Source organism: Nonomuraea sp. SBT364, assembly GCF_001083785.1.
Lineage (GTDB): Bacteria > Actinomycetota > Actinomycetes > Streptosporangiales > Streptosporangiaceae > Nonomuraea.
Genome location: NZ_LAVL01000014.1, coordinates 46,807 through 68,954, shown reverse-complemented (window position 1 = coordinate 68,954; position 22,148 = coordinate 46,807). Strand labels below are relative to the sequence as shown.

21 protein-coding genes are annotated in these 22,148 nt (G+C 71.3%); 6 read left to right on the top strand and 15 right to left on the bottom strand.

Going from position 1 to position 22,148, the window contains the following annotated elements; all coding sequences use genetic code 11:
* Positions 1-14: 14 nt before the first annotated feature.
* Together ADY59_RS09935 and ADY59_RS09930 are read right to left on the bottom strand one after the other, a co-directional pair.
* A complete protein-coding gene (locus ADY59_RS09935; protein ID WP_049560506.1) occupies positions 15-929 on the bottom strand; it encodes a sigma-70 family RNA polymerase sigma factor in 915 nt (304 codons plus the stop codon).
* Positions 904-1,743 carry a MerR family transcriptional regulator gene (locus ADY59_RS09930; RefSeq protein WP_049560504.1) on the bottom strand — a complete coding sequence of 280 codons (840 nt, stop codon included), beginning with the start codon at positions 1,741-1,743 and terminating at the stop codon, positions 904-906. The genes ADY59_RS09935 and ADY59_RS09930 overlap by 26 nt, the downstream gene beginning before the upstream one ends.
* 95 nt (positions 1,744-1,838) lie before the next feature.
* Here ADY59_RS09930 and ADY59_RS09925 point away from each other — a divergent pair, with 95 nt between their 5' ends.
* Genes ADY59_RS09925 through ADY59_RS09915 form a run of 3 tightly spaced genes read left to right on the top strand, consistent with a single transcriptional unit; the run spans position 1,839 to position 4,706 of the window.
* Complete coding sequence (locus tag ADY59_RS09925; RefSeq protein WP_197093525.1) at positions 1,839-2,501, top strand: TetR/AcrR family transcriptional regulator; 663 nt, start codon at positions 1,839-1,841, stop codon at positions 2,499-2,501.
* Positions 2,494-3,975, top strand: a complete 1,482-nt coding sequence (locus tag ADY59_RS09920; RefSeq protein WP_049560499.1) for an AMP-binding protein — start codon at positions 2,494-2,496, stop codon at positions 3,973-3,975. Before ADY59_RS09925 ends, ADY59_RS09920 begins: the two co-directional genes overlap by 8 nt.
* Positions 3,972-4,706, top strand: coding sequence for an enoyl-CoA hydratase/isomerase family protein (locus ADY59_RS09915; RefSeq protein ID WP_049560496.1), 735 nt, complete (start codon positions 3,972-3,974; stop codon positions 4,704-4,706). Before ADY59_RS09920 ends, ADY59_RS09915 begins: the two co-directional genes overlap by 4 nt.
* A 9-nt stretch (positions 4,707-4,715) precedes the next feature.
* Here the strand turns inward: ADY59_RS09915 and ADY59_RS09910 are convergent, their stop codons facing one another.
* The 5 genes from ADY59_RS09910 to ADY59_RS09890 form a co-directional block, all read right to left on the bottom strand.
* A complete protein-coding gene (locus ADY59_RS09910; protein ID WP_049560494.1) occupies positions 4,716-5,327 on the bottom strand; it encodes a PH domain-containing protein in 612 nt (203 codons plus the stop codon).
* Positions 5,324-6,397, bottom strand: a complete 1,074-nt coding sequence (locus ADY59_RS09905) for an adenosine deaminase (protein WP_049560493.1) — start codon at positions 6,395-6,397, stop codon at positions 5,324-5,326. Before ADY59_RS09905 ends, ADY59_RS09910 begins: the two co-directional genes overlap by 4 nt.
* 17 nt (positions 6,398-6,414) lie before the next feature.
* On the bottom strand, positions 6,415-6,768 hold the full coding sequence (locus ADY59_RS09900; RefSeq protein ID WP_049560490.1) for a cupin domain-containing protein: 354 nt from the start codon (positions 6,766-6,768) through the stop codon (positions 6,415-6,417).
* 4 nt (positions 6,769-6,772) lie between these two features.
* Positions 6,773-7,372, bottom strand: coding sequence for an AMIN-like domain-containing (lipo)protein (locus ADY59_RS09895; protein ID WP_231618634.1), 600 nt, complete (start codon positions 7,370-7,372; stop codon positions 6,773-6,775).
* Positions 7,373-7,444: 72 nt separating this feature from the next.
* On the bottom strand, positions 7,445-8,848 hold the full coding sequence (locus ADY59_RS09890) for an MFS transporter (protein WP_231618633.1): 1,404 nt from the start codon (positions 8,846-8,848) through the stop codon (positions 7,445-7,447).
* Between the two features lie 87 nt (positions 8,849-8,935).
* Between ADY59_RS09890 and ADY59_RS09885 the strand changes: the two genes are divergently transcribed.
* Positions 8,936-9,322, top strand: a complete 387-nt coding sequence (locus tag ADY59_RS09885; protein ID WP_049560486.1) for a MarR family winged helix-turn-helix transcriptional regulator — start codon at positions 8,936-8,938, stop codon at positions 9,320-9,322.
* Here the strand turns inward: ADY59_RS09885 and ADY59_RS09880 are convergent.
* Together ADY59_RS09880 and ADY59_RS53680 are read right to left on the bottom strand one after the other, a co-directional pair.
* Positions 9,312-9,863, bottom strand: a complete 552-nt coding sequence (locus tag ADY59_RS09880; protein ID WP_156325403.1) for a hypothetical protein — start codon at positions 9,861-9,863, stop codon at positions 9,312-9,314. The genes ADY59_RS09885 and ADY59_RS09880 overlap by 11 nt on opposite strands.
* Before the next feature lie 101 nt (positions 9,864-9,964).
* On the bottom strand, positions 9,965-11,722 hold the full coding sequence (locus tag ADY59_RS53680) for a serine hydrolase (RefSeq protein ID WP_082309990.1): 1,758 nt from the start codon (positions 11,720-11,722) through the stop codon (positions 9,965-9,967).
* Between the two features lie 197 nt (positions 11,723-11,919).
* Here ADY59_RS53680 and ADY59_RS09870 point away from each other — a divergent pair, with 197 nt between their 5' ends.
* Positions 11,920-13,125 (top strand): helix-turn-helix domain-containing protein, encoded by a 1,206-nt coding sequence (locus ADY59_RS09870; protein ID WP_049560481.1) that lies wholly within the window; start codon positions 11,920-11,922, stop codon positions 13,123-13,125.
* A gap of 60 nt (positions 13,126-13,185) precedes the next feature.
* Here ADY59_RS09870 and ADY59_RS09865 read toward each other — a convergent pair whose 3' ends face one another.
* From ADY59_RS09865 to ADY59_RS09840, 6 genes are all read right to left on the bottom strand, one after another.
* Positions 13,186-14,466 (bottom strand): thymidine phosphorylase, encoded by a 1,281-nt coding sequence (locus tag ADY59_RS09865; RefSeq protein WP_049560478.1) that lies wholly within the window; start codon positions 14,464-14,466, stop codon positions 13,186-13,188.
* The gene (locus ADY59_RS09860; RefSeq protein ID WP_049560476.1) at positions 14,466-14,861 is read right to left on the bottom strand and encodes a cytidine deaminase; all 396 of its coding nucleotides are present in this window, start codon (positions 14,859-14,861) and stop codon (positions 14,466-14,468) included. The genes ADY59_RS09865 and ADY59_RS09860 overlap by 1 nt, the downstream gene beginning before the upstream one ends.
* A complete protein-coding gene (locus ADY59_RS09855) occupies positions 14,858-16,135 on the bottom strand; it encodes an ABC transporter permease (RefSeq protein ID WP_049560474.1) in 1,278 nt (425 codons plus the stop codon). The genes ADY59_RS09860 and ADY59_RS09855 overlap by 4 nt, the downstream gene beginning before the upstream one ends.
* A complete protein-coding gene (locus tag ADY59_RS09850) occupies positions 16,132-17,256 on the bottom strand; it encodes an ABC transporter permease (RefSeq protein ID WP_049560473.1) in 1,125 nt (374 codons plus the stop codon). The genes ADY59_RS09855 and ADY59_RS09850 overlap by 4 nt, the downstream gene beginning before the upstream one ends.
* Positions 17,256-18,809 (bottom strand): ABC transporter ATP-binding protein, encoded by a 1,554-nt coding sequence (locus ADY59_RS09845; RefSeq protein ID WP_049560470.1) that lies wholly within the window; start codon positions 18,807-18,809, stop codon positions 17,256-17,258. Before ADY59_RS09845 ends, ADY59_RS09850 begins: the two co-directional genes overlap by 1 nt.
* 93 nt (positions 18,810-18,902) lie before the next feature.
* Complete coding sequence (locus ADY59_RS09840; protein ID WP_082309989.1) at positions 18,903-19,973, bottom strand: BMP family lipoprotein; 1,071 nt, start codon at positions 19,971-19,973, stop codon at positions 18,903-18,905.
* 291 nt (positions 19,974-20,264) lie between these two features.
* Between ADY59_RS09840 and ADY59_RS09835 the strand changes: the two genes are divergently transcribed.
* The gene (locus tag ADY59_RS09835; protein ID WP_049560467.1) at positions 20,265-22,145 is read left to right on the top strand and encodes a Xaa-Pro dipeptidyl-peptidase; all 1,881 of its coding nucleotides are present in this window, start codon (positions 20,265-20,267) and stop codon (positions 22,143-22,145) included.
* Positions 22,146-22,148: the final 3 nt, after the last annotated feature.

Here is a 22,148-nt window from a genome sequence, read left to right as displayed (position 1 = left end):
TCCTTCATCTCTTACTACGAACCGGCGCGCCGGAACTCATCGGCGAGCCTGAACAACGGGAACAACCCGGGGTCCAGGTACGTGGTGATGGCGCTGATCAGGCCGCCCGACGTCTCGACGAGCACGAGGGCGAACGGCTCGCCGTCCAGGTACTGGCCGTACGCGGGCAGGCCGTTGGCCGAGGTCCGCACCAGGCGCGAGCCCTCGCAGGGCGCTCCGGCGGCGGCGAGCACCCGGTGGATGTCGTCACGCCCGCGCAGCCACCAGCCGAACGGCGGCATCGACGACGTGGCGTCCTCGTGCAGCAGCGCCACCAGCGTCTCGACGTCGTAGCGCTCGAAGGCGTCGACGTAGCGGGCCAGCAGCCCCTCGTCCACGTCCCCGGCGGGACCGGCAGAACCGGCGGGACCGGCGGGCAGCGTCGCGCGGGCGCGCTGCAGGGCGCTGTTGACCGCCGCGACGCTGGCGCCGAGCAGGTCGGCCACCTCGGCCGCCGACCAGCTCAGCACGTCGCGCAGGATCAGCACCGCCCGCTGCCTCGGCGGCAGGTGCTGCAACGCCGCCACGAACGCCAGCCGCACCGTCTCCCTCGACACCGCCAGCTCCGCCGGGTCGAGCAGCCGATCGGGCACCGGGTAGATCCACGACTCGACCGGCAGCGGCTCCCCCAGGGACGCGCCGGGCTCGGCCGCCGGGCCCAGGTCGGCGGCCAGGGCCCGGCGGCGGCCGCCGCGCAGCATGTCGAGGCACACGTTGGTGGCGATGCGGAACAGCCACGGCCGCAACGGACCCCGTACCGGATCGAACCGGTCACGCCCCCGCCACGCCTTGGCCAGCGTCTCCTGCACCGCGTCCTCGGCCTCGAACCCCGATCCGAGCATCCGGTAGCAGTAGCCGGCCAGCTCAGCCCGATGTTCGTCCAGCTCCATGTGGTCCGATCCCGATCTGCAGTTCCGTCACCCACGCGGACCGGTCTTCCGGGCAGTGCAGATAGACCTCCCGGCCCAGGTCGAGAGCGCGGTGACCGTTGTCCTCGATCCAGTGGGCCAGCACCTGGTAGGTGGTGCCGGCCTGGTCCATCGAACCATGATGGATGACGGTCGCCGCCGCCTCCAGCCGCGGCAGGTCCACGACCCGGAACCCGTCGTGGCCGCCCAGCTCGGCCGAGGCCGCGAAAGCGGCGTGCACCCGCACCGTCCCGTCCTCCCGCTCCAGGTAGTACGCGATGCTCGGCCCGGTGATCGTCACCGCCGCCTGCTCCAGCCGGTCGCAGAGCTGCCCGTAGAGCGGCTGGATGACGGGGCCGATGTGCTCGGGCTCATAACTGGCCGCGACGGCGCTGAGCTCGGCCACCCGGACCGGGGCGACCTCCTTGACGATGATCTCGTCGGTGCCCATCCGGCCTTCCCGCTCGATGCTGCGGAGCCTCGTCTCGACGCCGCGCAGCCTGGCCAGGTCGGCGCTGATCCGCGCCTCCAGTTCGGCGCGGCGCAGCCGTACCATGCCGTGCAGTTCCTCGGTGCTCACCTTGTCGTCGAGGATGGCCTTGACCTGCTCCAGCGTGAAGCCGAGGTCCTTGAGCGCGACGAGCCGGTTGAGCCGCGCGAGCTGCGCCGCCTGGTAGGAGCGGTATCCCGTGGCCGGGTCCACGTGTGCGGGCCGCAGCAGCCCGAGCGCGTCGTAGTGCCGCAGCATGCGCACCGACACGAGCCCGAGCCTGGCGAAGTCTCCGATGCTGAACATGACCTCTCCAGATGTACAGCCTCACACGGTGTCAGAGTCCACCCCTACAGGTTATGCTGCGAAATATCAGCGTAACCGAACGTTCGGTAGGGCCCATGAAGACTGCCCGGGATGTCGACGCCGGCCTGCGGATCAGGACTGCCGCGGTGCGCCTGTTCGCCCAGCAGGGTTACGCCGCGACGAGCGTCAGGGACCTCGCCAGGGCCGTCCACCTCACCAACGCCGGCGTCTACCACCACGTCTCCAGCAAGGAAGCCCTGCTCGCCGGCCTGATGGAAGCCGGGCACCGGGGCCTCATCGACTCCACCCGCCGCATGCTGGGCGGCGTCACGGACCCGCCCGGACGGCTGGCGCTGCTGATCGGCTCACTGACCGCCATCCACGCGCTCAACCCCATGACGACCCGGGTCATGGACGGCGAACTGCGCTCGCTCACCCCCGGCAGCACCGCCCACGACGAGGTCATCGCGCTCCGGGACGCGTACGAGGACTTCTGGCGGCACACACTGGCCGACGGCCTCGCCGCAGGCGTGTTCCGGGTCGCCGACCAGAAGCTGACCCGCCTGGCCCTGATGTCGATGTGCACCGGCACCAGCGAGTGGTACCGCCCCGACGGCGACTCCACGCCGGCCCAGGTGTGCGCCGAGTTCGTGGCGATCGGCCTGGCCGCCGTCCGCGCGCCGACGTCCGCCGCCCTCTCCGTGCTGCCCGACTTCTCCCTGCTGCCCGACTTCCCCTGGGAGCCGCCGCATGCCTGACCGTCCCCCCGACACCATCCCCGCCCTGGTCCGATGGGCCGCAGCCCGCCACGGTGACCGCGAGTTCCTCCGCTTCCCCGACGTCTCACTGACCTTCGCCCAGGTGAACGAGGAGAGCGACCGGCTGGCCGGGGCGCTCGCCGCCACCGGGGTACGGCCGGGCGACCGGGTGGCCGTCATGATGGACAACGTCCCCGGATGGCCGCTGAGCTGGCTGGCCGTCCTCAAGGCGGGAGCCGTCACCGTCCCGGTCAACGTCCGCTACCGGGCGGCCGACCTGGAACACGTGCTGCGCGACTCCGGCGCCGTCGCCACCCTGACCACCCCGGAGCACGCCCGGCACATCCCGGGCCCCGTACACACCCTGGACGCCCTCACCGCCCGCTCCCTCACCCCGGCACCCGCGATATCGCCCAGCGCGGACGATGTCGCGAATTTCCAGTACACGTCGGGAACCACCGGCTTCCCCAAGGCCTGCATGCTCACCCACGCCTACTGGCTCACCACCGCCCGCGTCGTCGCCGACCTCATCCAGCCCCGCGACGACGACGTCATGATGATCGCCCAGGCCCACTCCTACATGGACCCGCAGTGGACCACCGTCCTGTGCCTGATGGCCGGCATCCCGCACGTCGTGCTCCCCCGCTTCTCGGCCTCCGGCTTCTGGCGCTCGGCCCGCGAGCACGGCGCGACCCTCACGTACGTGCTGGGCAGCATGCCCCTGCTCATGTACAAACAGCCTCCCGGCGAGCTGGACCGGCACAACAGGATGCGCCTCGTCCTGTGCTCCGGCATCGCCCCCGCCCTGCACCGGGCCTTCGAGGAGCGCTGGGGCGCGCCCTGGCGGGAGCTGTACGGGTCCACCGAGAGCGGCCCCGACCTGCTGTCCGCCCCGGATGCCGGCGACCAGGTCGGCACCGGCGCGATGGGGCTGCCGCCGCCCGGCAAGGAGGTCACCCTCGACGAGGAGACGGGCGAGATCCTGGTCCGCGGCGAGCCCATGATGAAGGGCTACTGGAACCACCCCGACGCCACCGCGCACGCCTTCCGCGGCGGCTGGTACCACACCGGCGACCTGGGCGTACGCAATCCGGACGGGCAGATCCGGCACGCCGGCCGCCTGAAGGACATGGTGCGCCGGGGCGGCGAGAACATCTCCTGCGCCGAGGTCGAGCGGGTGCTCGGCGAGCACCCGGCGGTGCTGAACGTCGCCCTGGTGCCCGTCCCCGACGACCTGTTCGGCGAGCTGCCCAAGGCGTTCGTCCAGCTCAGGCCGGGCCACGAGGCGGGCCGGGAGACCGCCATGAGCGTGGCCGAGCACGCCAGGCAGCGCCTGGCCCCGTTCAAGGTGCCGGCGTTCGTCGAGTTCGTCGACGGCTTCCGGCTGACCCCTTCGGCGCGGATCGAGAAGCGCCACCTCATGCGGCCCGACCAGCGGGCCGGTGCGATCCCGGTGGACAAGGAGCAGGCATGATCGACGTGACCGTACGGGACGAGGTGGCCGTGATCACCCTCCAGCGGCCCGACAAGCTCAACGCGCTGACCGCCGGCATGCGCGAGCGACTCGCCGAGGCCGTCCGCGAGCACGGCGACGGCGGACGGGCCAGAGGCATCGTGGTCACGGGCACCGGCCGGGCGTTCTCGGCCGGTGAGGACATCGACCAGGCCGTCGGGCGGTCGCTGATCGAGGAGGTCGAGCTCTTCCACGACCTGACCAGGGCCGTCCTGGAGACCAGGGTGCCGGTGGTGGCGGCCGTCAACGGCCTGGCGGTGGGCGGCGCGGCGGAGTGGACGCTCTGCTTCGACGCCCGCCTGGGCACCCCGTCGGCCGAATACTTCCTGCCGGAGAACCACATCGGGCTGTCGATCTCCAACGCCGCCAGCTACCTGTTGCGCCGCCTGGTCGGCGGCCGGGCGCTGGGGCTGGTGCTCGGCTCGGCCCGGTTGAGCGCCGCCGAGGCCCACTCCCTCGGCCTGCTGGACCAGATCGTCGAGCCGGGCACACTGGTCGACACGGCCATCGGCCTCGTGCACCGCTGGACACTGCCGGGCACCGCCACCGAGGTGCACCTCAAGCTGCTGCGCCCCTCGGCGGAGGAGGTCGAACGGGCCTTCGCCATCGAGACGGAGGCCGCCCGCCAGGTCGAGGACACCGGGCTCGCCCGGGCGGGCATGGAACGGTTCGTCAACCGCCGCAACCCGTAGGCCGGGCGGTCAGGGCACCAGGATGGCGGCGACCACCAGCACCAGCGCCACGACGCCGATCGCCAGCGAGTCGTAGGCCCAGGTGGCGCGGACCGGGCCGGGCTCCTCGTTGCGGATCCTGGCCTTGTCGGCGCGCTCGCCGATCTGCTCGCCCACCCAGTCGGCGTGCGTCTTGCCGGACAGCGCCTGCGCGGCGGCCTGCTCCCCCTTGGTCAGCGTCGGCTCGGTCTTGAACTTGCCCCGCTGCTTCACCGCCTGCCCCCGGCGCTGGGCCCTGGCCCGCTCGCGGGCCGAGCTCATCGGCGTCCACAGCCGCAGGACCCGGTCCTCGCCGTGGTCGACGTTGATCGAGTGGGAGACCGTCACCTCGCGCACCGACGCCCACGGCACCACCGTGGTGCGCAGCGGGTTGCGCCCCACCAGCCCCTCCTCGGTGAACACGGTGGCCGGCCGGATGGCGACGACGTAGACGAGCGCGGTGAGCACGCCCAGCACGGCCAGCGCCACCATGGACGCCTTGCCGTTGTAGCGGGCGGTCAGGTCCCACACGTTGAAGGCGACGAACGCGACCCACACCCAGCCGAGCACGAACGCGGTCCTGGACCGGAAGACCTGTTTCACGGCTGCCACTTCAGCTGGGCGAACCCGGGCTTGATCACGCCGTTGATGAGCGCCAGCCGCTCGTCGAACGGCAGGAACGCGGACTTCATCGCGTTGACCGCGAACCACTGCAGGTCGTCCCACCCGTAGTCGAACGCCTCCACCAGCTTGGCGAACTCCTGCGTCACGCTGGTCGAGCTCATCAACCGGTTGTCCGTGTTGACCGTGACCCGGAAGTGGAGCCGGCGCAGCAGCCCGATCGGGTGCGCGGCGATCGAGTCGGCGGCCCCGGTCTGCAGGTTGGAGGTCGGGCACATCTCCAGCGGGATGCGCTTGTCACGCACGTAGGCGGCGAGCCGGCCCAGCTTGGCGGTGCCGTCCTCGGCCACGGAGATGTCGTCGATGATACGCACCCCGTGCCCGAGCCGGTCGGCGCCGCACCACTGGATGGCCTGCCAGATCGACGGCAGCCCGAACGCCTCGCCGGCGTGGATGGTGAAGTGCGCGTTCTCGCGCTGCAGGTATTCGAACGCGTCGAGATGCCGCGTGGGCGGGTAGCCCGCCTCGGCCCCGGCGATGTCGAACCCGGCCACGCCCACGTCGCGGTAGCGCACGGCCAGCTCGGCGATCTCCATCGAGCGGGCCATGTGCCGCATCGCGGTCAGCAGCGTGCCGATCCGGATGCCGCGCCCTTCGGAGCCCTGCCGGAATCCCTCCAGCACGGCCTGGACCACCTCGTCGAGGCTCAGCCCGAGGGTGGTGTGCTGCTCGGGCGCGAAGCGCACCTCGGCGTAGACGACGCCGTCGGCGGCCAGGTCTTCGGCGCATTCGGCGGCCACCCGGACGAGTGACTCGCGGGTCTGCATGACGCCGACGGTGTGCTCGAACGTCTCCAGGTAGCGCTCCAGCGACCCCGAGTCGGCCGCCTCCTCGAACCAGCGCCGCAGCTCGTCTGGGTCGCTCACCGGCAGCCGGTCGTAACCGCTCTCGCGCGCCAGCTCCACGATGGTCTCAGCCCGGAGACCACCGTCGAGATGGTCGTGCAGCAGCACCTTGGGCGCGCGCCGGATCTCCTCGTACGTGGGGCTCATCCGCCCATGATATGGGGCTACGCCTCCCGGTTGACGGACTCGGGGCTGAAGGCGGGCAGGCAGACCGCGATGTATTCGGCCCCTTCGGGCCCGGTGCTGTAACGGATCTTCTCGCCGGGCTCGGTCACGAGCGTCTGACCGGCCGATACCTCGGTGACGCCGCCGGCGTGCTCGACCCGGACGGTGCCGCGCAGCACGACGGTGTATTCGGTGAACGCGGGCGTCTGGGCGGGCTCGTCCCAGCCGGGCGGGGCGACCATGTGGGCGATGGAGATCGCCTCGTCGCCGCTGTTGACGCGGCCGACGTGCTCCTCGATGGTCTTGCCGCCGGGCACCGGGATCCGCGTGGGTCCTTCGATCTTTCTCACCACCAGGTCAGTGTCGCACGTCGACGACCAGGCGGCCGGGCCCGGTGTACTCCTTGACCCGGAACGGCGTCCGCGACGTCATGACCAGGGCGATGCCGACGCGGCCCTCGAAGTCGCCGGTCTTGACGATGCGGCTGACGACCTCCAGCGATCCCGCGACGGGCCCGGCGGTCCAGGTGGGCTCGCCGTCCTCGGTGTGCGCGTCGGCCGGGGTGAGCAGCAGGTGGAGGGCGACGTCGCCGTCCAGGTCGATGGGCTCGCCGGAGCCGTCCTGGACGAGCTCGTCGGCCCATTGGGCGGTGTAGCCGGGGAGCGGGCCGGCGAAGTCGACGACCACCCGGTCGAACCCGTCGTGCCGCCCGGTGCGCACCCCGGTGACCAGCGCGGGCTCGGCCCCGCCGCGCTCGACGGCCACCTCGGCGGTGCTGGTCGGCAGGTCGGCGGGGGCCGTGGGGGCGGGCGTGCCCGACTCCGGCCCCGCGGGCGATCCCGCCGTGGCCCGCTCCGAAGGCGACCCCGCGGTGGCCGTCCCCGGCCCCTGCGTGCCGCACGCCACCAGCGCCAGCCCGCACGCGCACGCCGCGGCCGCCCTCAAGAGCGGTGACACGTCCATGCCACCCAGATGCCCCGGGGACGGCCGCGCGAAGCGCGCGCTAACGGATCGGCATGGACCGGCACGTCACACGGTCTCGTACGCCTTCGCCTCGGAGGCGGCGGGCACCGCCTTGCGCGAGCGCAGGCCGGTGGCCGCGATGGCCAGCCCGGCCAGGGCCAGCACCAGCGAGACCAGGATGGCCGCGCGCAGCGAGCCGATGGAGATCTCGCCGCCGCCCGAGGTGAGCACCGCGGTGACCACGGCCAGCACGATCGCGCCGCCCACCTGGCCGGAGGTGTTGAGCAGCCCGGAGGCGAGCCCCTGCTCGTCGTCGGGGACGCCGTTGGTGGCCTGGATGTTCAGCGCCGGGAACGACAGCGCGAACGCGATGCCGAGCAGCACCATGCCGGGGATCACCAGGCCGTAGAGGCTGGGCGTATTGGAGATGCCGAGGAACATCGCGTAGCCGCCGGCGAGCGCGGCCGCGCCGACCACGATGAGCTTGCCGGTGCCGAACCGGTCGGCGAGGTCGCCCATCTTGGTCGAGGTGACCGCCACCAGGAGTCCCGCCGGCAGGAACGCCAGCGCGGTGCCGAGCGCGGACCAGCCGAGCAGGTTCTGGAAGTACTGCATGGCCACGAACTGGAAGGCCACGTACGAGCCCATGAGGACGACCAGCCCGATGTTGGCCCGCACCAGCGGGCCGGAGCGCAGGATGCCCAGGCGCACCAGCGGGTGCCTGAGCCTGAGCTCGGTCAGCACGAACAGCCCGAACAGGGCGGCGACGGCGACCAGGGAGCCGATCGTGCGCGCGGAGGTCCAGCCGGCCTCGGGGGCCTGGACCACGGTGAAGACGAGCAGCAGCATCGACGCGGTGATCAGCGTGGCGCCGATCAGGTCGTGGCCGCCCTCGGCGCGCTCCTCGGCGTTGCGCGGCAGCACCTTGATCGCGGCGATCAGCGCGATGACGGCGACCGGCACCGGCATCAGCATCGTGTAGCGCCAGTCGAGCTGGGTGAGCAGTCCGGAGAACACCAGCCCGAGGGAGTAGCCGCTGGCGCCGCAGGCGGTGAAGATGCTCAGTGCCTTGTTGCGCAGCGGTCCCTCGGGGAACGTGGTCGTGATGATCGACAACGCGGCCGGCGCGGTGAAGGCCGCGCCCACGCCCTTGACGAAGCGGGCCGCGATCAGCAGCGCGCCGTCGTCCACCAGGCCACCCAGCAACGACGCGACAGCGAACACCGCCAGTGCGACCAGGAACACCCTGCGCCGCCCCAGCAGATCGGCGGTCCTGCCCCCGAGCAGGAGAAGACCGCCGTATCCGAGCACGTAGCCGCTGACAACCCACTGCAGAGAAGAGGTGGAGAGCCCGAGTTCGTGCTGGATGGACGGCAGCGCGACGCCGACCATCGACACGTCCAGGGCGTCAAGGAAGATCACTGCACAGAGCACGGCGAGCGCGCTCCAGCGGGATGAGGAAGAGGACATGGAGCAGAACAATACATGCACCCGCATCTAATGCAAGCGCATTTAATTCCGTTGCATGATTTTTCGCCAAGTGGTAATCTCCGCGACATGGACGAGGCGCACGTGGTCGGCACCTGGCATTACGTCCTGGCGAAACACGCCAAGGCGATGTGCATGCTGGAGCGGGAGCTGGGCGACAAGCACGGCCTGGGGCCCAGCGAGTTCGAGGTGCTTGACCAGATGGTCCACCACGACAGGAAGCTGCGCATCCAGGAGCTGTGCGACGAGGTTCACCTGAGCCAGAGCGCGCTCTCGCGCGTGGTGGCCCGCCTGGAGAAGGCCGCGCTCGTCAGCCGGGGCGCGTGCGACTCCGACCGGCGCGGCGTGTTCGTGTGCATCACCGAGGAGGGCCGCGCCCGGCACGCGGCCGCGCTGCCCACCCAGCGCGCCGTCCTCGCCGAGATCTTCGACGACACCCCGGTCCTCATCGCCTGAGGGCGAGCGCCCCTCTCCCTCGACACCCGAGCACGCGCCACGGAACCGCACCGCCCGGCCGTGCGCGGCACGAACGCTGACTACCCGCCGGGTTGGGCGTGGCCGGCAGCTTCATGAGCTGGCCACCGGTCATCGTCTGCCGGACGTCGTACCTGTTGACGAGCGCGACCTGCGCGCCAGACCGGGCCCGCACCGGCGCGAGCTGCGCGTCGGCCACCAGTTCGGCGAGCGGGCCGCCGTTCGTACGGGCGATGTCCCCGGCGGCGACGCCGGACACCGCGCCGGGCGGCGGATACCCGCACTTGAAGCAGTAGAGGACGGTGGACCGCAGCCCGTCGGGCTGGTTGATCTCGATTTGGACCGCGTGATCACGCGAGTCGGGCGCCCACTCCCACGCGACGGTCCCCAGCCCGGCCCGGTGGACGAGGGCGCGCTTGGCGGGCACGACGAGCGTCTTCCACTCCTGGGCGCCGACGAGCCGATGTTCGACCGCCCGCGCCGCCGTGGCGCGGACGCCGGGCACCAGGGCAGACTTTCGCAAGCAGCAACAAGCCCGGTGATGTACCCCCGAACCGGTAATGACGCGGACCCGGGACCGATGAGGGACTAGCCCCTCTTCGGCCCCGGGTCCGCGTCACCCGCTCAGGCCCGCTCGCCGCCGAACACCGCCTCGACGAGGCGCTGCGTCGCCTGCTGGAAGGCCGCGCTCATGGACATGGCGGGGTCGTCGACGTAGGCGAGTGCGGCGGTGAGGGTGGTGCCGCCGTCGGGGGTGCTGTACATGAGGGCGGCGTGGCCGGCCATGCCGCCGTTGTGGGTGATGAGGGTGCCGCCGCCGGGCGCCGGCTGGACGAAGAGGCCGAGACCGTAGCCGGCCTTGGCTTCCGGGGTGCACATCTCGGCCAGCAGGTCGTCGGGCAGGAGCTTGCCTGTCAGCAGGGCGGTGATGAAGGTGTGCAGGTCCCGGGTGGTGGAGATCATGTCGCCGCCGCTGGAGATCCAGGACGGGTTGTGCTCGGTGACGTCGACCACCGTCTCCCGGCCGTCCTGCTCGTAGCGGTAGTAGGCGTGGACGTGCGGGGCGGGGATGCCGGTCTCGCTGGTGGGTTGGACGGTGCCGGTCAGCCCGAGCGGCTCCAGGATCAGCCGCCGCATCTCCTCGGCGATCGGGCGGCCGGTGACCCTTTCGATGAGCAGGCGGGCCAGCACGTAGTTGGTGTTGGAGTAGCTCCAGTCGGCGCCCGGCTCGAAGCGGGCAGGGAGGGCCAGCGCGACACGGACCAGCTCTTCGGGCTGGTAGGTGGTGTACCGCTTGTCGGCCCACTCCCGGCCCGCCACGGTGGCCGGGATGCCCGGCCTGAACGTGCCGTCCTCGTAGTACTCGCCGGTGAAGTTGAACACGCCGCTGGTGTGCTGCAGCAGCATGCGTACGGTGATCCGCTCGTCCAGCCCGAACTCGGGCAGGTAGTCGCACACCGGGGAGTCCAATGCGATCCGGCCCTCGGCGACGAGCCGCAGCACCACGGTGGCGGTGAAGGTCTTGGTGTTGCTGCCGATCCGGACGTGCCCGTCGACCGACGGCTCGTCGCCGCCGCCCAGCTCGACCGCTCCGGCGGCGGCGGTCCACTCGCCGCGCTCGTCGTTGACGCGCAGCGTCACCCCGACGAAACCGGCGTCGGCCATGTCCCGCAGGATCTCCCGCAGCTCCGGACGGTCCTGCGGGGTGGGGGTCATGACTTCGAGGCTGCGGGCGGTGATGTCGCCGTACGCGGTGGTGGCATGGATGGTGAGCTGGGTGTCGCCGGCGTTCCTGAGCGAGTTGTGGACGCGGCCGTAGGAGGTCCCGGCGTCCAGGGAGGCCGAGACCCCGGCGGCGGCGCCGACGGAGATGTCGCCGGCCTCGGTGCGCAGCACGAGCGTGCCGCGCTCGGCCTCGGTGACGCGGACGCCGCCCTTGCCGGTGCTGATCCGGGCGTCGCCGGCCAGGCGGCCGACGGTGACGTCGCCCGCGTCGGTGGTGAGGCGGACGCTCTCGGCCTCGCCGATCTCGATGGCGCCGTGCGAGCCGGTGTACGCGACCTCGCCCAGGCGTCCGTCGGCCCGGAACGTGGCGCTGGCGGCCTTCACCTCGACGCGGGAGCCGGTGGGGAGCTGGACGGTCACGTCGATCGAGCCCGAGGGGCCGAAGTACTGGTTCCCGGCGGTGGCCCCGATCCGCAGGACGCCGCCCGCGTAGTCGACCGTGGCCCGCTCGGCGGCCTTGACGTCGCGGCTGTTGGCGGCGCTGGCGGGGCGGATCTCGACGGTGGTGTCGGCGCGGTCGGCGGCGGCGAACCGGATGTTCCCGGCGGGGATGTCGAGGACGGCGGCGATCGCGGCGGGGGTGTTGAAGGTCTGCATCGGGGGCTCCTGTGTGGCATGTCGTCGGTCGAACGAGAGCAACGCTAGACCGCTTGCCACATTTTTGGCAACTCTTTGCCAAATCAATTTGCCTAAATGACCGCCAGGTCGCTCAGTGATCTGGCAACAGTTTGTCCGCTCCTGGGCAACTGAGCTACGCTCGACCGCGTAACCCCCTATGCCCCGGGAGACACGACATGCTGGAGCAACCAGTCTTCGGCCGCCGACTCAGACAGCTGAGGACCGAACGCGGCCTGACGCTCGCCGCGCTGGCCGGTGAGGGCATGTCGCAGGGCTATCTGTCCCGGCTGGAGTCCGGCGCGCGGCAGCCCACCGAGCGGGCCGTCGCGCACCTGGCCGCACAGCTCGGCATCAGCCCGGCGGAGCTCACGGAGACCACGGCGACTTCACTCGCGCGGACCCTGACGCTGGCCACCGCGCTGGACCAGGACGAGGCCGGCGAGACGCTGAGCGAAGCCCTCAAGGCGTCGGAGGGCGAGGACCCGCTGCTGCGCTGGCAGGCGCTCTGGCGGGTGGCCGAGTGGCGTCGCCGGAGACAGGAGTACGCCGAGCAGCGGGTGTGCCTGGACGAGCTGGTCACGCTCAGCGCCGGGATCGGGCTGCCCGAGCTTCAGGCCAGAGTTCTGGCCGAGCTGTCCCGCTGCATGCGCAACACCGGTGAGATCACCGGCGCCGTCGACGCGGCCGGGCGCGCCTACGAGCTGGCGAAGAACGAGAAACTGCCCGTACGGGTGCGGACCTCGACGCTGCTCAGCCTGGTTTCGGCGCTGGCCGAGGCCGGGCGGACCCCCGACGCCGCGCGTCACACCGACGAGTTGCTCGCCGTGGCGGCCGAGGAGGGCTCCGGACCGCAGTGGGCGCAGGCCCTGTGGACCGCCGCCAGCGTCCGTGCCCGCCAGGGCGACCGCGCCATCGCGGCCGAGCTCATGGACCGGGCGATCCAAGGCTTCGACGGCCGGGACGACCTGGAGGTGTGGATGAGGCTGCGGATCAGCGCGGCCCGGTTGGACCTGCTGGCCGATCCGCCGCGTACGGAGGCCGCGCAGCGACGCGTGGCGGAAATCCAGGCGGCCCTGCCGTTCGCGGGCGCGCCGTCCATCGAGCAGCGGCTGCTGGCGGTGCGCGCCCGCATGGCCGTCATCACCGGCCGCGCCGACGAGGCGCGCGCGCTGCTGGACCGGCTGGTCGGTTTCGACGACCTGCTGCCCTACCAGGACCGGATCAGGCTCGACGTGCTCCGCAACCGCGTGCTGCTCCTGGAGGGCGAGCAGGCCGCGGCGCTCGCCGGCCTGCGCGAGCTCGCCGAGCAGGCCCAGCGAAACGGCAACATGGCCCTGGCTGCCGAGATCTGGCGGCTGGTCGCCGAGTCGCTGGCCGAGTGACCGCGATGCCCGCGCCACCGTCCGGTCCGCAAGTGGTCCTGAGCACTTCTGACGCCCTCATCAGGCCCCGGCGGTGATCCGGTCGATGACCAGCGGCAGCGGCTCCCCTCCCGCCGGTCCGACCTCGTAGCCGCCGCGCAGCGCCTCCAGCGCCCGCTCGAAGCGGCCTGTCTCGTCCGCGTGCAACGTGAGCAGCGGCTGGCCCGCCCTGACCAGGTCGCCCGGCTTGGCGTGCAGCGTGATGCCCGCCCCGGCCGACACCGGGTCCTCCTTGCGGGCCCGGCCCGCGCCGAGCCGCCAGGCGGCCAGACCCACCGCGTAGGCGTCCAGCCGGACGAGCACGCCCGACCCCGGCGCCTCGACCGTCATCGACTCGGCGGCCCTGGGCAGCAGCCCGTCCGGGTCGCCGCCCTGCGCGGCGATCATCCGCCGCCAGGCGTCCATGGCCGACCCGTCGCGCAGGGCGTCGGCCGGGTCCTTGCCGGCCACCCCGGCGGCCTCCAGCATCTCCCTGGCCAGCCGTACGGTGAGCTCCACCACGTCGGACGGCCCGCCGCCCGCCAGGACCTCGACCGACTCCTCGACCTCCAGGGCGTTGCCCACGGCGCGGCCCAGCGGCCGGTCCATCGCGGTGAGCAGCGCGACGGTGCGCACCCCGGCGTCGGTGCCCAGCGCCACCATGGTCTCGGCCAGCTCGCGGGCCCGCTCGGGCGTCTTCATGAACGCGCCCGAGCCCACCTTGACGTCGAGCACCAGCGACCCGGTGCCCTCGGCGATCTTCTTGGACATGATCGACGAGGCGATCAGCGGGATCGACTCGACGGTGCCGGTGACGTCGCGTAGCGCGTACAGCTTCTTGTCGGCGGGGGCCAGCCCGGAGCCGGCGGCGCAGACGACCGCGCCGGCGGCGCGCAGCACCCCGAGCATCTCCTCGTTGGACAGCGACGCCCGCCAGCCGGGGATCGACTCCAGCTTGTCCAGCGTGCCGCCGGTGTGGCCGAGGCCGCGGCCGGACAGCTGCGGGACGTACGCGCCGCAGGCGGCGACCAGCGGCGCCAGCGGCAGCGTGATCTTGTCGCCGACGCCGCCCGTGGAGTGCTTGTCGGCGGTGGGCCGGTCGAGCGCCGACCAGTCCATGCGCTCGCCGGAGCGGATCATGGCCTGCGTCCAGCCGGCGATCTCGCGCCGGTTCATGCCGTTGAGCAGGATCGCCATCGCGAGCGCCGACATCTGCTCGTCGGCGACCTCCCCGCGCACGTAGGCGTCGATCACCCAGTCGATCTGGGCCGCGGTGAGCTCGCCGCCGTCGCGCTTGGCGACGATGACCTCGATGGCGTCCATCACGCCATCCGGTCGAGGTCGACCGGGCCGAACGCGTAGGGCAGGATCTGCGCCATCGGCTTCGGCCCGTCGACGGTCTCGACCAGCAGGTCGTCACCGCCGAACTCGTACAGCAACTGCCGGCAGCGGCCGCACGGCATGAGCAGCTCGCCGTGGCCGTCCACACAGGTGAAGGCCACCAGCCTGCCGCCGCCCGACGCCTGCAGCGCGGACACCAGCCCGCACTCGGCGCACAGGCCCACCCCGTAGGAGGCGTTCTCCACGTTGCAGCCCGTGACGGTCCGCCCGTCGTCCACCAGGGCGGCGGCGCCCACGGGGAACTTGGAGTAGGGCGCGTAGGCGTGGCGCATGGCCTCGGCGGCCTCGGCGCGCAGCGCGTCCCAGTCGATGCTCAATGCTGGTCCCCCCGTCGGTAGATCACGCCGTCGGCCTTGGGCATGCGCAGGCGCTGCGACGCCACCAGGAGCACGAGCAGGGTGAGCACGTGCGGCGTGATGAAGACGAACTCGTTCGGCAGCTTGTCGACGGTCAGCCACAGCCAGAGGAGCACGACCAGGCCGGCGGCGGCTGCCGCCATCATCGTGTACTCGCGGGCGGATTGCCCGTTCGTCAGCATCCGGCGCGCTCTGACGATCAGGTAGATCAGCAGCAGGATCGCGCCGAACAGCAGGAACGAGGTGACCGCGCCCTGGCTGCGGAGCTGCAGGGCGTCGGCGTAGCCGAACAGGCCCGCGCCCGTGGCCAGCCCGCCCGGCCGCCAGTTGCCGAAGATCATGGCGGCCAGGCCGATGAAACCGCGGCCCTGCGACTGCCCCTCGACGTACTTGTCGCTGACGAAGACCAGGAACACGCCGCCCATCCCGGCGAACGCCCCCGAGATGACCACGGCCAGGTACTTGATCCGCACGACGTTCACGCCCAGCGACTCGGCCGCCCACGGGTTCTCGCCCGCCGAACGCAGCCGCAGCCCGAAGGCGGTGCGCCAGAGCACGAAGAACGTCAGCGGCAGCATCAGCACGGCCAGGATGACCAGCACGTTCACCTCGTGGGTGAGCCCGCGCAGGATGCCGGCGACGTCGGAGAGCAGGAACCAGTGCGTCTTCTCCAGCGAGCCGAGCCAGTCGGGTCCGCTGGACAGCGGCCACAGGCTGGGCTCCCACACCTCACCCGAGACCGGCGGCGAGGTGGTGATGCCGGCGCCCGCCTGGTTGGCCGGGGACCCCTCCTTGTAGAGGACCTCCGACAGGAAGCGGGTGACGCCGGGCCCGAGCAGGTTGATGGCGACGCCGCTGATGATGTGGTCGACGCCGAACGTGACGGTCGCGATGGCGTGCAGCAGGCCGCCGAGCGCGCCCGCGATCAGCCCGGCGCACAGCGCGGCCACCGGCCCCCACTGGTAGCCGGCCCAGCCGGCGAACCAGGTGCCGAGCACCATCATGCCTTCGAGGCCGATGTTGACCACGCCCGCCCGCTCGGCCCACAGGCCGCCGAGCCCGGCCAGCCCGATCGGCACCGAGAACAGCAGCGCGGCCCCGATCAGACCGGACGAGGTGATGTCGTCGGTCCCGGCGATGATCCGGACCAGCGACATCAGGATGAGGAGCAGCGCGACGCCGATCAGCGCCAGGTGATATTTGCGGATCTTGCTCGATCCGGCGAGGGTGGTCATGCGCTCACCTTTCCGAGCTGTCGCGCCGCGCGCCGTTCCTCGCGCCGCAGCGCGACCCGGCTGGTGATCTCGTTGGCGACGACCACCAGGAGCACGATGGTGCCCTGCATGATCGTGATCACGGAGGGCGGCACGTCGGCGAACTGCAACGGCCCCTGCGCGCGGTCGAGGAAGGCGAACAGGAGCGCGGCCACCGCGATGCCGTAGGGGCTGTTACGACCCAGCAGCGCGACCGCGATGCCGAGGTAGCCGAGGCCGGGGGTGAAGTTGGTGCCGAAGGCGTGCTGGTCGCCGAGGATCTCCGGCAGCCCGATCAGGCCCGCGATCGCGCCGGAGAGCACCATGGCGGAGATCACCATCCGCTTCGGGCCGATGCCCGAGGCGAACGCGGCGGACGGGTTGAGGCCGCTGGCCTTGACGTCGAAGCCGAACTTGGTCCGTTCCAGCACCACCCAGAGCGCCACGCCGATCACGACGGCGACGAGCAGGAAGCCCCACATCCCGCCACCGCGTGGCGCCGGCAGGCCCATCGCCTCCAGCAGCCAGTTCATGTTCGGGAACCAGGCCGACTCGGGCAAGACCGGGGTGGTCGTGGTGAGCTGTCCTTCGGCCCGCTCGCCGGCGAAGGGCCCGCGGACGAGGAAGGCCGCCAGGTTGATCGCGATGTAGTTCAGCATGATCGTGGAGATGACCTCGTTCACCCCCCGGGTCACCTTCATCACGGCCGGGATCAGCGCGTAGAGGCCGCCCACGGCCGCCGCCACCACGATGATCACCGTGATCTGGATCGGGGCCGGCGCGACGAACGTCGAGCCGACGTAGGCGGCGCAGACGGCCGCGATCCGATACTGGCCCTCTACACCGATGTTGAAGAGGTTCATCCGGAAGCCGACGGCCACCGCCAGACCCGCCAGGAACAGCGGCACGGCCCGGTTGAACATCTGGGCGAGGCCGTTGGCGAACGACCGGTCCGTCTCGCCGAAGTTGAAGAACGCGGCGAGCGCGTCACCGGGGTTGGCCCCCGCCGCGACGATCGCCACGCTGCTGATGCCGATGGCCACCAGGATGGCGACGACGGCGCCCGCCACGGTGAGCAACGCCCGAAAGAGCCCTGCGGGCATCACGTCTCCTCAGTGCCGGACTCGGGACTGGACCCCGTGCCGGTGATCGCGCCGGTCATGTATCCGCCCAGCCGTTCCGGGGTCACGTCGGACGGGTCGAGGCCGGCCACGAGCCGGCCCCGGTAGATGACCCGCAGCGTGTCGGACAGCCCGATCAGCTCGTCGAGATCCGCCGAGATCAGCAGTACGGCCAGCCCGGCCGCGCGCGCCTCGCGCAGGTGGTCCCAGATGGCGGCCTGCGCGCCCACGTCGACGCCACGGGTGGGGTGGGCGGCGATGAGGAACTTCGGCTCGCCGCTCATCTCCCGGCCGACGATGAGCTTCTGCTGGTTGCCGCCCGACAGCGCGAGCGCCAGCGTGTCGACGCCGGGCGTGCGGACGTCGTACGCCTTGACGATGCGTTTGGTGTCGGCCTTGGCGGCACCCCGGTTGATCCAGATGCCGGATCGCGACGGCCGCCTGGTCTGGTGACCGAGCACCCGGTTCTCCCAGAGCGAGGCTTCCAGCAGCAGGCCCTGCCGGTGGCGGTCCTCCGGGATGTAGCCGATGCCGGACTCGCGCCGCTTGAGTGTGGACCAGGCGGAGATGTCCTGCTCGGCCAGCAGGACGTGGCCGCTCACCGGGCGCAGGCCCATGATGGCCTCGATGAGCTCGGACTGGCCGTTGCCCTCGACCCCGGCGATGCCGAGGATCTCGCCCTTGTGGATGTCGAACGACACGTCGTCGAGGAGCGCCCGCCCGTCGGACTCCATGCCCAGGTGGGACACGCGCAGCGCCACCGTGTCGGTCACGGTGGACTCGCGGGTCTCGGGCGTGGGCAGCTCGCTGCCGACCATGAGCTCGGCGAGCTGCCGCGCGGTCACCTCGCGCGGGTTCACGCTGGCGACGGTGGTGCCGCGCCGGATCACGGTGATCGCGTCGGCGATGCTGAGCACCTCGTCCAGCTTGTGCGAGATGAAGATGACGGTGAGGCCGCCGGCCGTGAGCTCGCGCAGGTTCTCGAAGAGCTCGTCGACCTCCTGCGGCACGAGCACCGCGGTCGGCTCGTCGAGGATGAGGATGCGCGCGCCCCGGTAGAGGACCTTGAGGATCTCCACCCGCTGCCGGTCGCCGACGCCGAGGTCCTCCACGAGCCGGTCGGGGTCGACCCGCAGCCCGTGGCTCTCGGCGAGCTGGTTGATCCGCGCCCGCGCCCTGGCCGTGTCGAGCACGACGCCGGCCTTGCGCGGCTCGGCGCCCAGGACGATGTTCTCCAGCACGGTGAAGTTGTCGGCCAGCATGAAGTGCTGGTGCACCATGCCGATGCCGGCGTCGATGGCGTCGCTCGGGGTGCGGAAGGCCACCTCCCGGCCGTTGACCGTGATGGTGCCCTCGTCCGGCTTCTGCATCCCGTACAGGATCTTCATCAGGGTCGACTTGCCGGCGCCGTTCTCCCCGACGATCGCGTGCACCGTGCCGGGTTCGACGGTGATGCGGATGTCGTGGTTGGCCACGACACCGGGGAAGCGCTTGGTGATGCCCTCCAGTTGTACGGCGGGCGTCTCAGCGTTCATCGGCCGCTCATTCGGTTTCTCCTAGAGCCTGGCAGATAGCCCGAAGGCCCGGGTCTCGGGACTCCGGGCCCTCGGTCGATGTTCTTGTCCAGGTTACGGCTTGGCCGGAACCGTGATCTTGCCGTCGATGATGTCCTTCTTGGCAGCGTCGATCTTGTCCTGGATGTCGTCGATCTCGCCGCCGGTGGTGGCCAGGCCCACGCCGTCGACCTTGAGGTCGTAGACGATGTCGGTGCCGCCCTTGGCGCCGCCCTGGAAGGCCTTGATGTACTCGAAGACGCCGACGTCCACGCGCTTGAGCATCGAGGTCATGATGACCTCCTGCAGGTCGGGCTCGGTGACGGTCTGGCGCTGGTCGGAGTCGACGCCGATGGCCTTCTTCTTGGCCGCGGCCGCCGCCTGGAACACGCCGAGGCCGGAGTCGCCGGCGGCGTGGTAGACGACCTCCGCGCCGTCCTGGAACATCTTCTCGGCCGCGACCTTGCCCTTGTCGGGAGCGCGGAAGCCGGTGAAGTCGCCGTCGGGCGTGAGGTACTTGACGTCGATCTTGGCGTCGGTCTTGACCGACTTGACGCCGGCCACGAAGCCCGCCTCGAACTTCTTGATCAGGTCGTTCTCGACGCCGCCGACGAAGCCGACGTGGCCGCTCTCGGCCTTGGTGGCCGCGGCGACGCCCGCCAGGTAGGAGCCCTGCTCCTCGGCGAACAGCAGGCCGGTGACGTTGGCCGCGTTGGAGGCCGAGTCGACGACCGCGAACTGGATCTCCGGGTTCTCCTCGGCGGCCTTCTTGATGTCCTCGCCGTAGGCGAAGCCCACGCCGATGATCGGGTTGTAGCCCGCGTCCACGAGCTGGGTCAGCAGCTCGGCACGGTTGGAGCCGTCGGAGGCGGGGCTCAGTTCCTTGATCTCGGCGCCGAGCTCGGTCTTGGCCTTCTCCAGACCGGCGTAGGCGGCGTCGTTGAACGACTTGTCGCCCCGGCCGCCGATGTCGAACGCGAGGCCGACCTTGAGGCCGCTCGCCGCCGGAGCGCTGGACTCCGTGCCGGGCGACGTGCTCGCCGTGGTCTCCCCGCCCGTGCTGCCACCACCACAAGCCGCGGCCGCCATGAGCATGGCACCGGCCAGCGTGCCGGTCGCCAACCTGCCGAATCGCTTGCTGAGCAAGGCGACTCCCTTCCATTTCCCCGCCGTCGAACTTCATCGCAGGCGCGAAGAAACGTACGGCAACCCTGCACGGAAGATAGTTGGTTGACCAGGGCATACCAAACCAGCACACAGGGTCGCAACCGCTCCGTTATCGACATCAGGCGCGTCCGTGACCTGATTTCTCAGGCATGCCGCCCAGGCGGTGCCGGTGAAGCTTTACCGAACTTTGGGCCTCGCCAGGCCGTGAGAGCCGATCGATCATGGCAGAGATTCCCACCAACGGGTGGAAAAATCGTCTGGAGTCCAGCCATGCACCCTTGGAAGGCCATCGCCGTGCCACTGGCCGCGGTCCTCGTCCTGGGCCTGACCAGCGGACCCGTCGCGGCGGACACCCCCGCCATCAGCGTCGAAGGGAACGCGACCCAACCGGTCTTCTCCCGCGCGGACGCCATCAAGCAGACCGTCTTCGTCGAGGTCGAAGGCACCGACAGCGACCACGACGGCCGGCCCGACCGGGTCGCCGTCGACATCCTGCGTCCCAAGGAGACCGACCAGGGACTCACGGTTCCCGTGATCATGGAGTCGAGCCCGTACTTCGCGGGCGTCAACGACGTGCCCAACCACCCCGTCGACGTGGACGAGCACGGCAACCCGCTGCCCACCCTGCGCGCCCAGGTGGACAAGCTGGCCAGTGAGCCGTTCGCCGGCTACTACGACAACTACTTCCTGCCCCGCGGCTACGCCGTCGCGCTGGTCGAGAACGTCGGCAGCGGCCGCGCCACCGGCTGCCCCACCACCGGCGACCGCAACGAGACGGCCGGCCCGAAGGCCGCCATCGACTGGCTCAACGGCCGCGCCAGGGGCTTCGACGCGAACGGCGAGCCGGTGGCGGCGACCTGGTCCACCGGCAAGGTCGGCATGATCGGCGTCTCCTACAACGGCACCCTGCCCAACGCCGTCGCCTCCACCGGCGTCGAGGGCCTGGAGACGATCGTGCCGATCGCCGCGATCTCCTCCTGGTACGACTACTACCGGGCCAACGGCGGCGTGCTCGCCCCCGGCGGCTTCCAGGGCGAGGACGCCGACGTGCTCGCCAAGTTCGTCCTGACCAGGGAGAACGGCCAGGCGGTCTGCGGCCCGGTGATCGACGGCCTGGCGGCCGCCCAGGACCGGGTCACCGGCGACTACAGCCCGTTCTGGGCCGCCCGCGACTACCTCGACGACGTGGACAAGGTCCGGGCCAGCGTCTTCCTGGTGCACGGGCTCAACGACTGGAACGTCAAGACCAAGCAGGCCGCCCAGTGGTGGTACGCCCTGGCCGAGCGGAACGTGCCGCGCAAGATCTGGCTGCACCAGGGCACCCACATGAACCCCTTCAGCCTGCGCACCGCCGAGTGGCTGCGCCAGCTTCACGGCTGGTTCGACCACTGGCTGTACGGGATCGACAGCGGCGTCATGCGTGAGCCGCGGGCCGATGTGGAGATCGCCGCCGGGCAGTGGGGGCGGCACGCCTCCTGGCCGCTGCCGGGCGCCCATCCGGTGCGGCTGTGGATGGGCTCGGGCGGGAAGCTCGGCCTGCTCCCCCGGCCCTGGTCGGCGCGCGAGTCGTACACCGACCAGAAGACCCGCACGGCGGAGGACCTGGCCGGGACCGCGCCGGCGGCGGACCCGAACCGCCTGGCCTACCTGACGAACCCGCTGCCCGCCGACGTCCGGATCTCGGGCACGCCGACGGTCTCGGTGCGGGCCTCGATGCGCGACGGCGCCTCGCCGTACCTGACGGCCCTGCTGGTGGACTACGGCACGGACACGCGGCCCGACGGCAGGCTGGTGCCGACCGGCGAGACGCTCTGCTACGGCCAGGGGATCCCGGGTGACACCGGCTGCACCGCCCTGCGCACGCTGGGCACGGCGGAGACCCCGTACAAGATCGTCACGCGGGGCTGGCTGGACGTCCGCAACCGGCACCGGGAGGACCGGAGCGAGCCGATCAGGCCGGGCAGGGAGTACGGCTTCACGTGGGACTTCCAGCCGCAGGACTACCTGTTCAAGAAGGGGCACCGGATCGGCGTGGTGATCATCTCGACCGACCACGACTACACGCTGCGCTACCCGGCGGGCACCAGGGTCACGGTGGCGCCGGGCAGTTCGTCGGTCAAGCTGCCGGTGGTCTTCGGCCGGCTGTCCTGACGG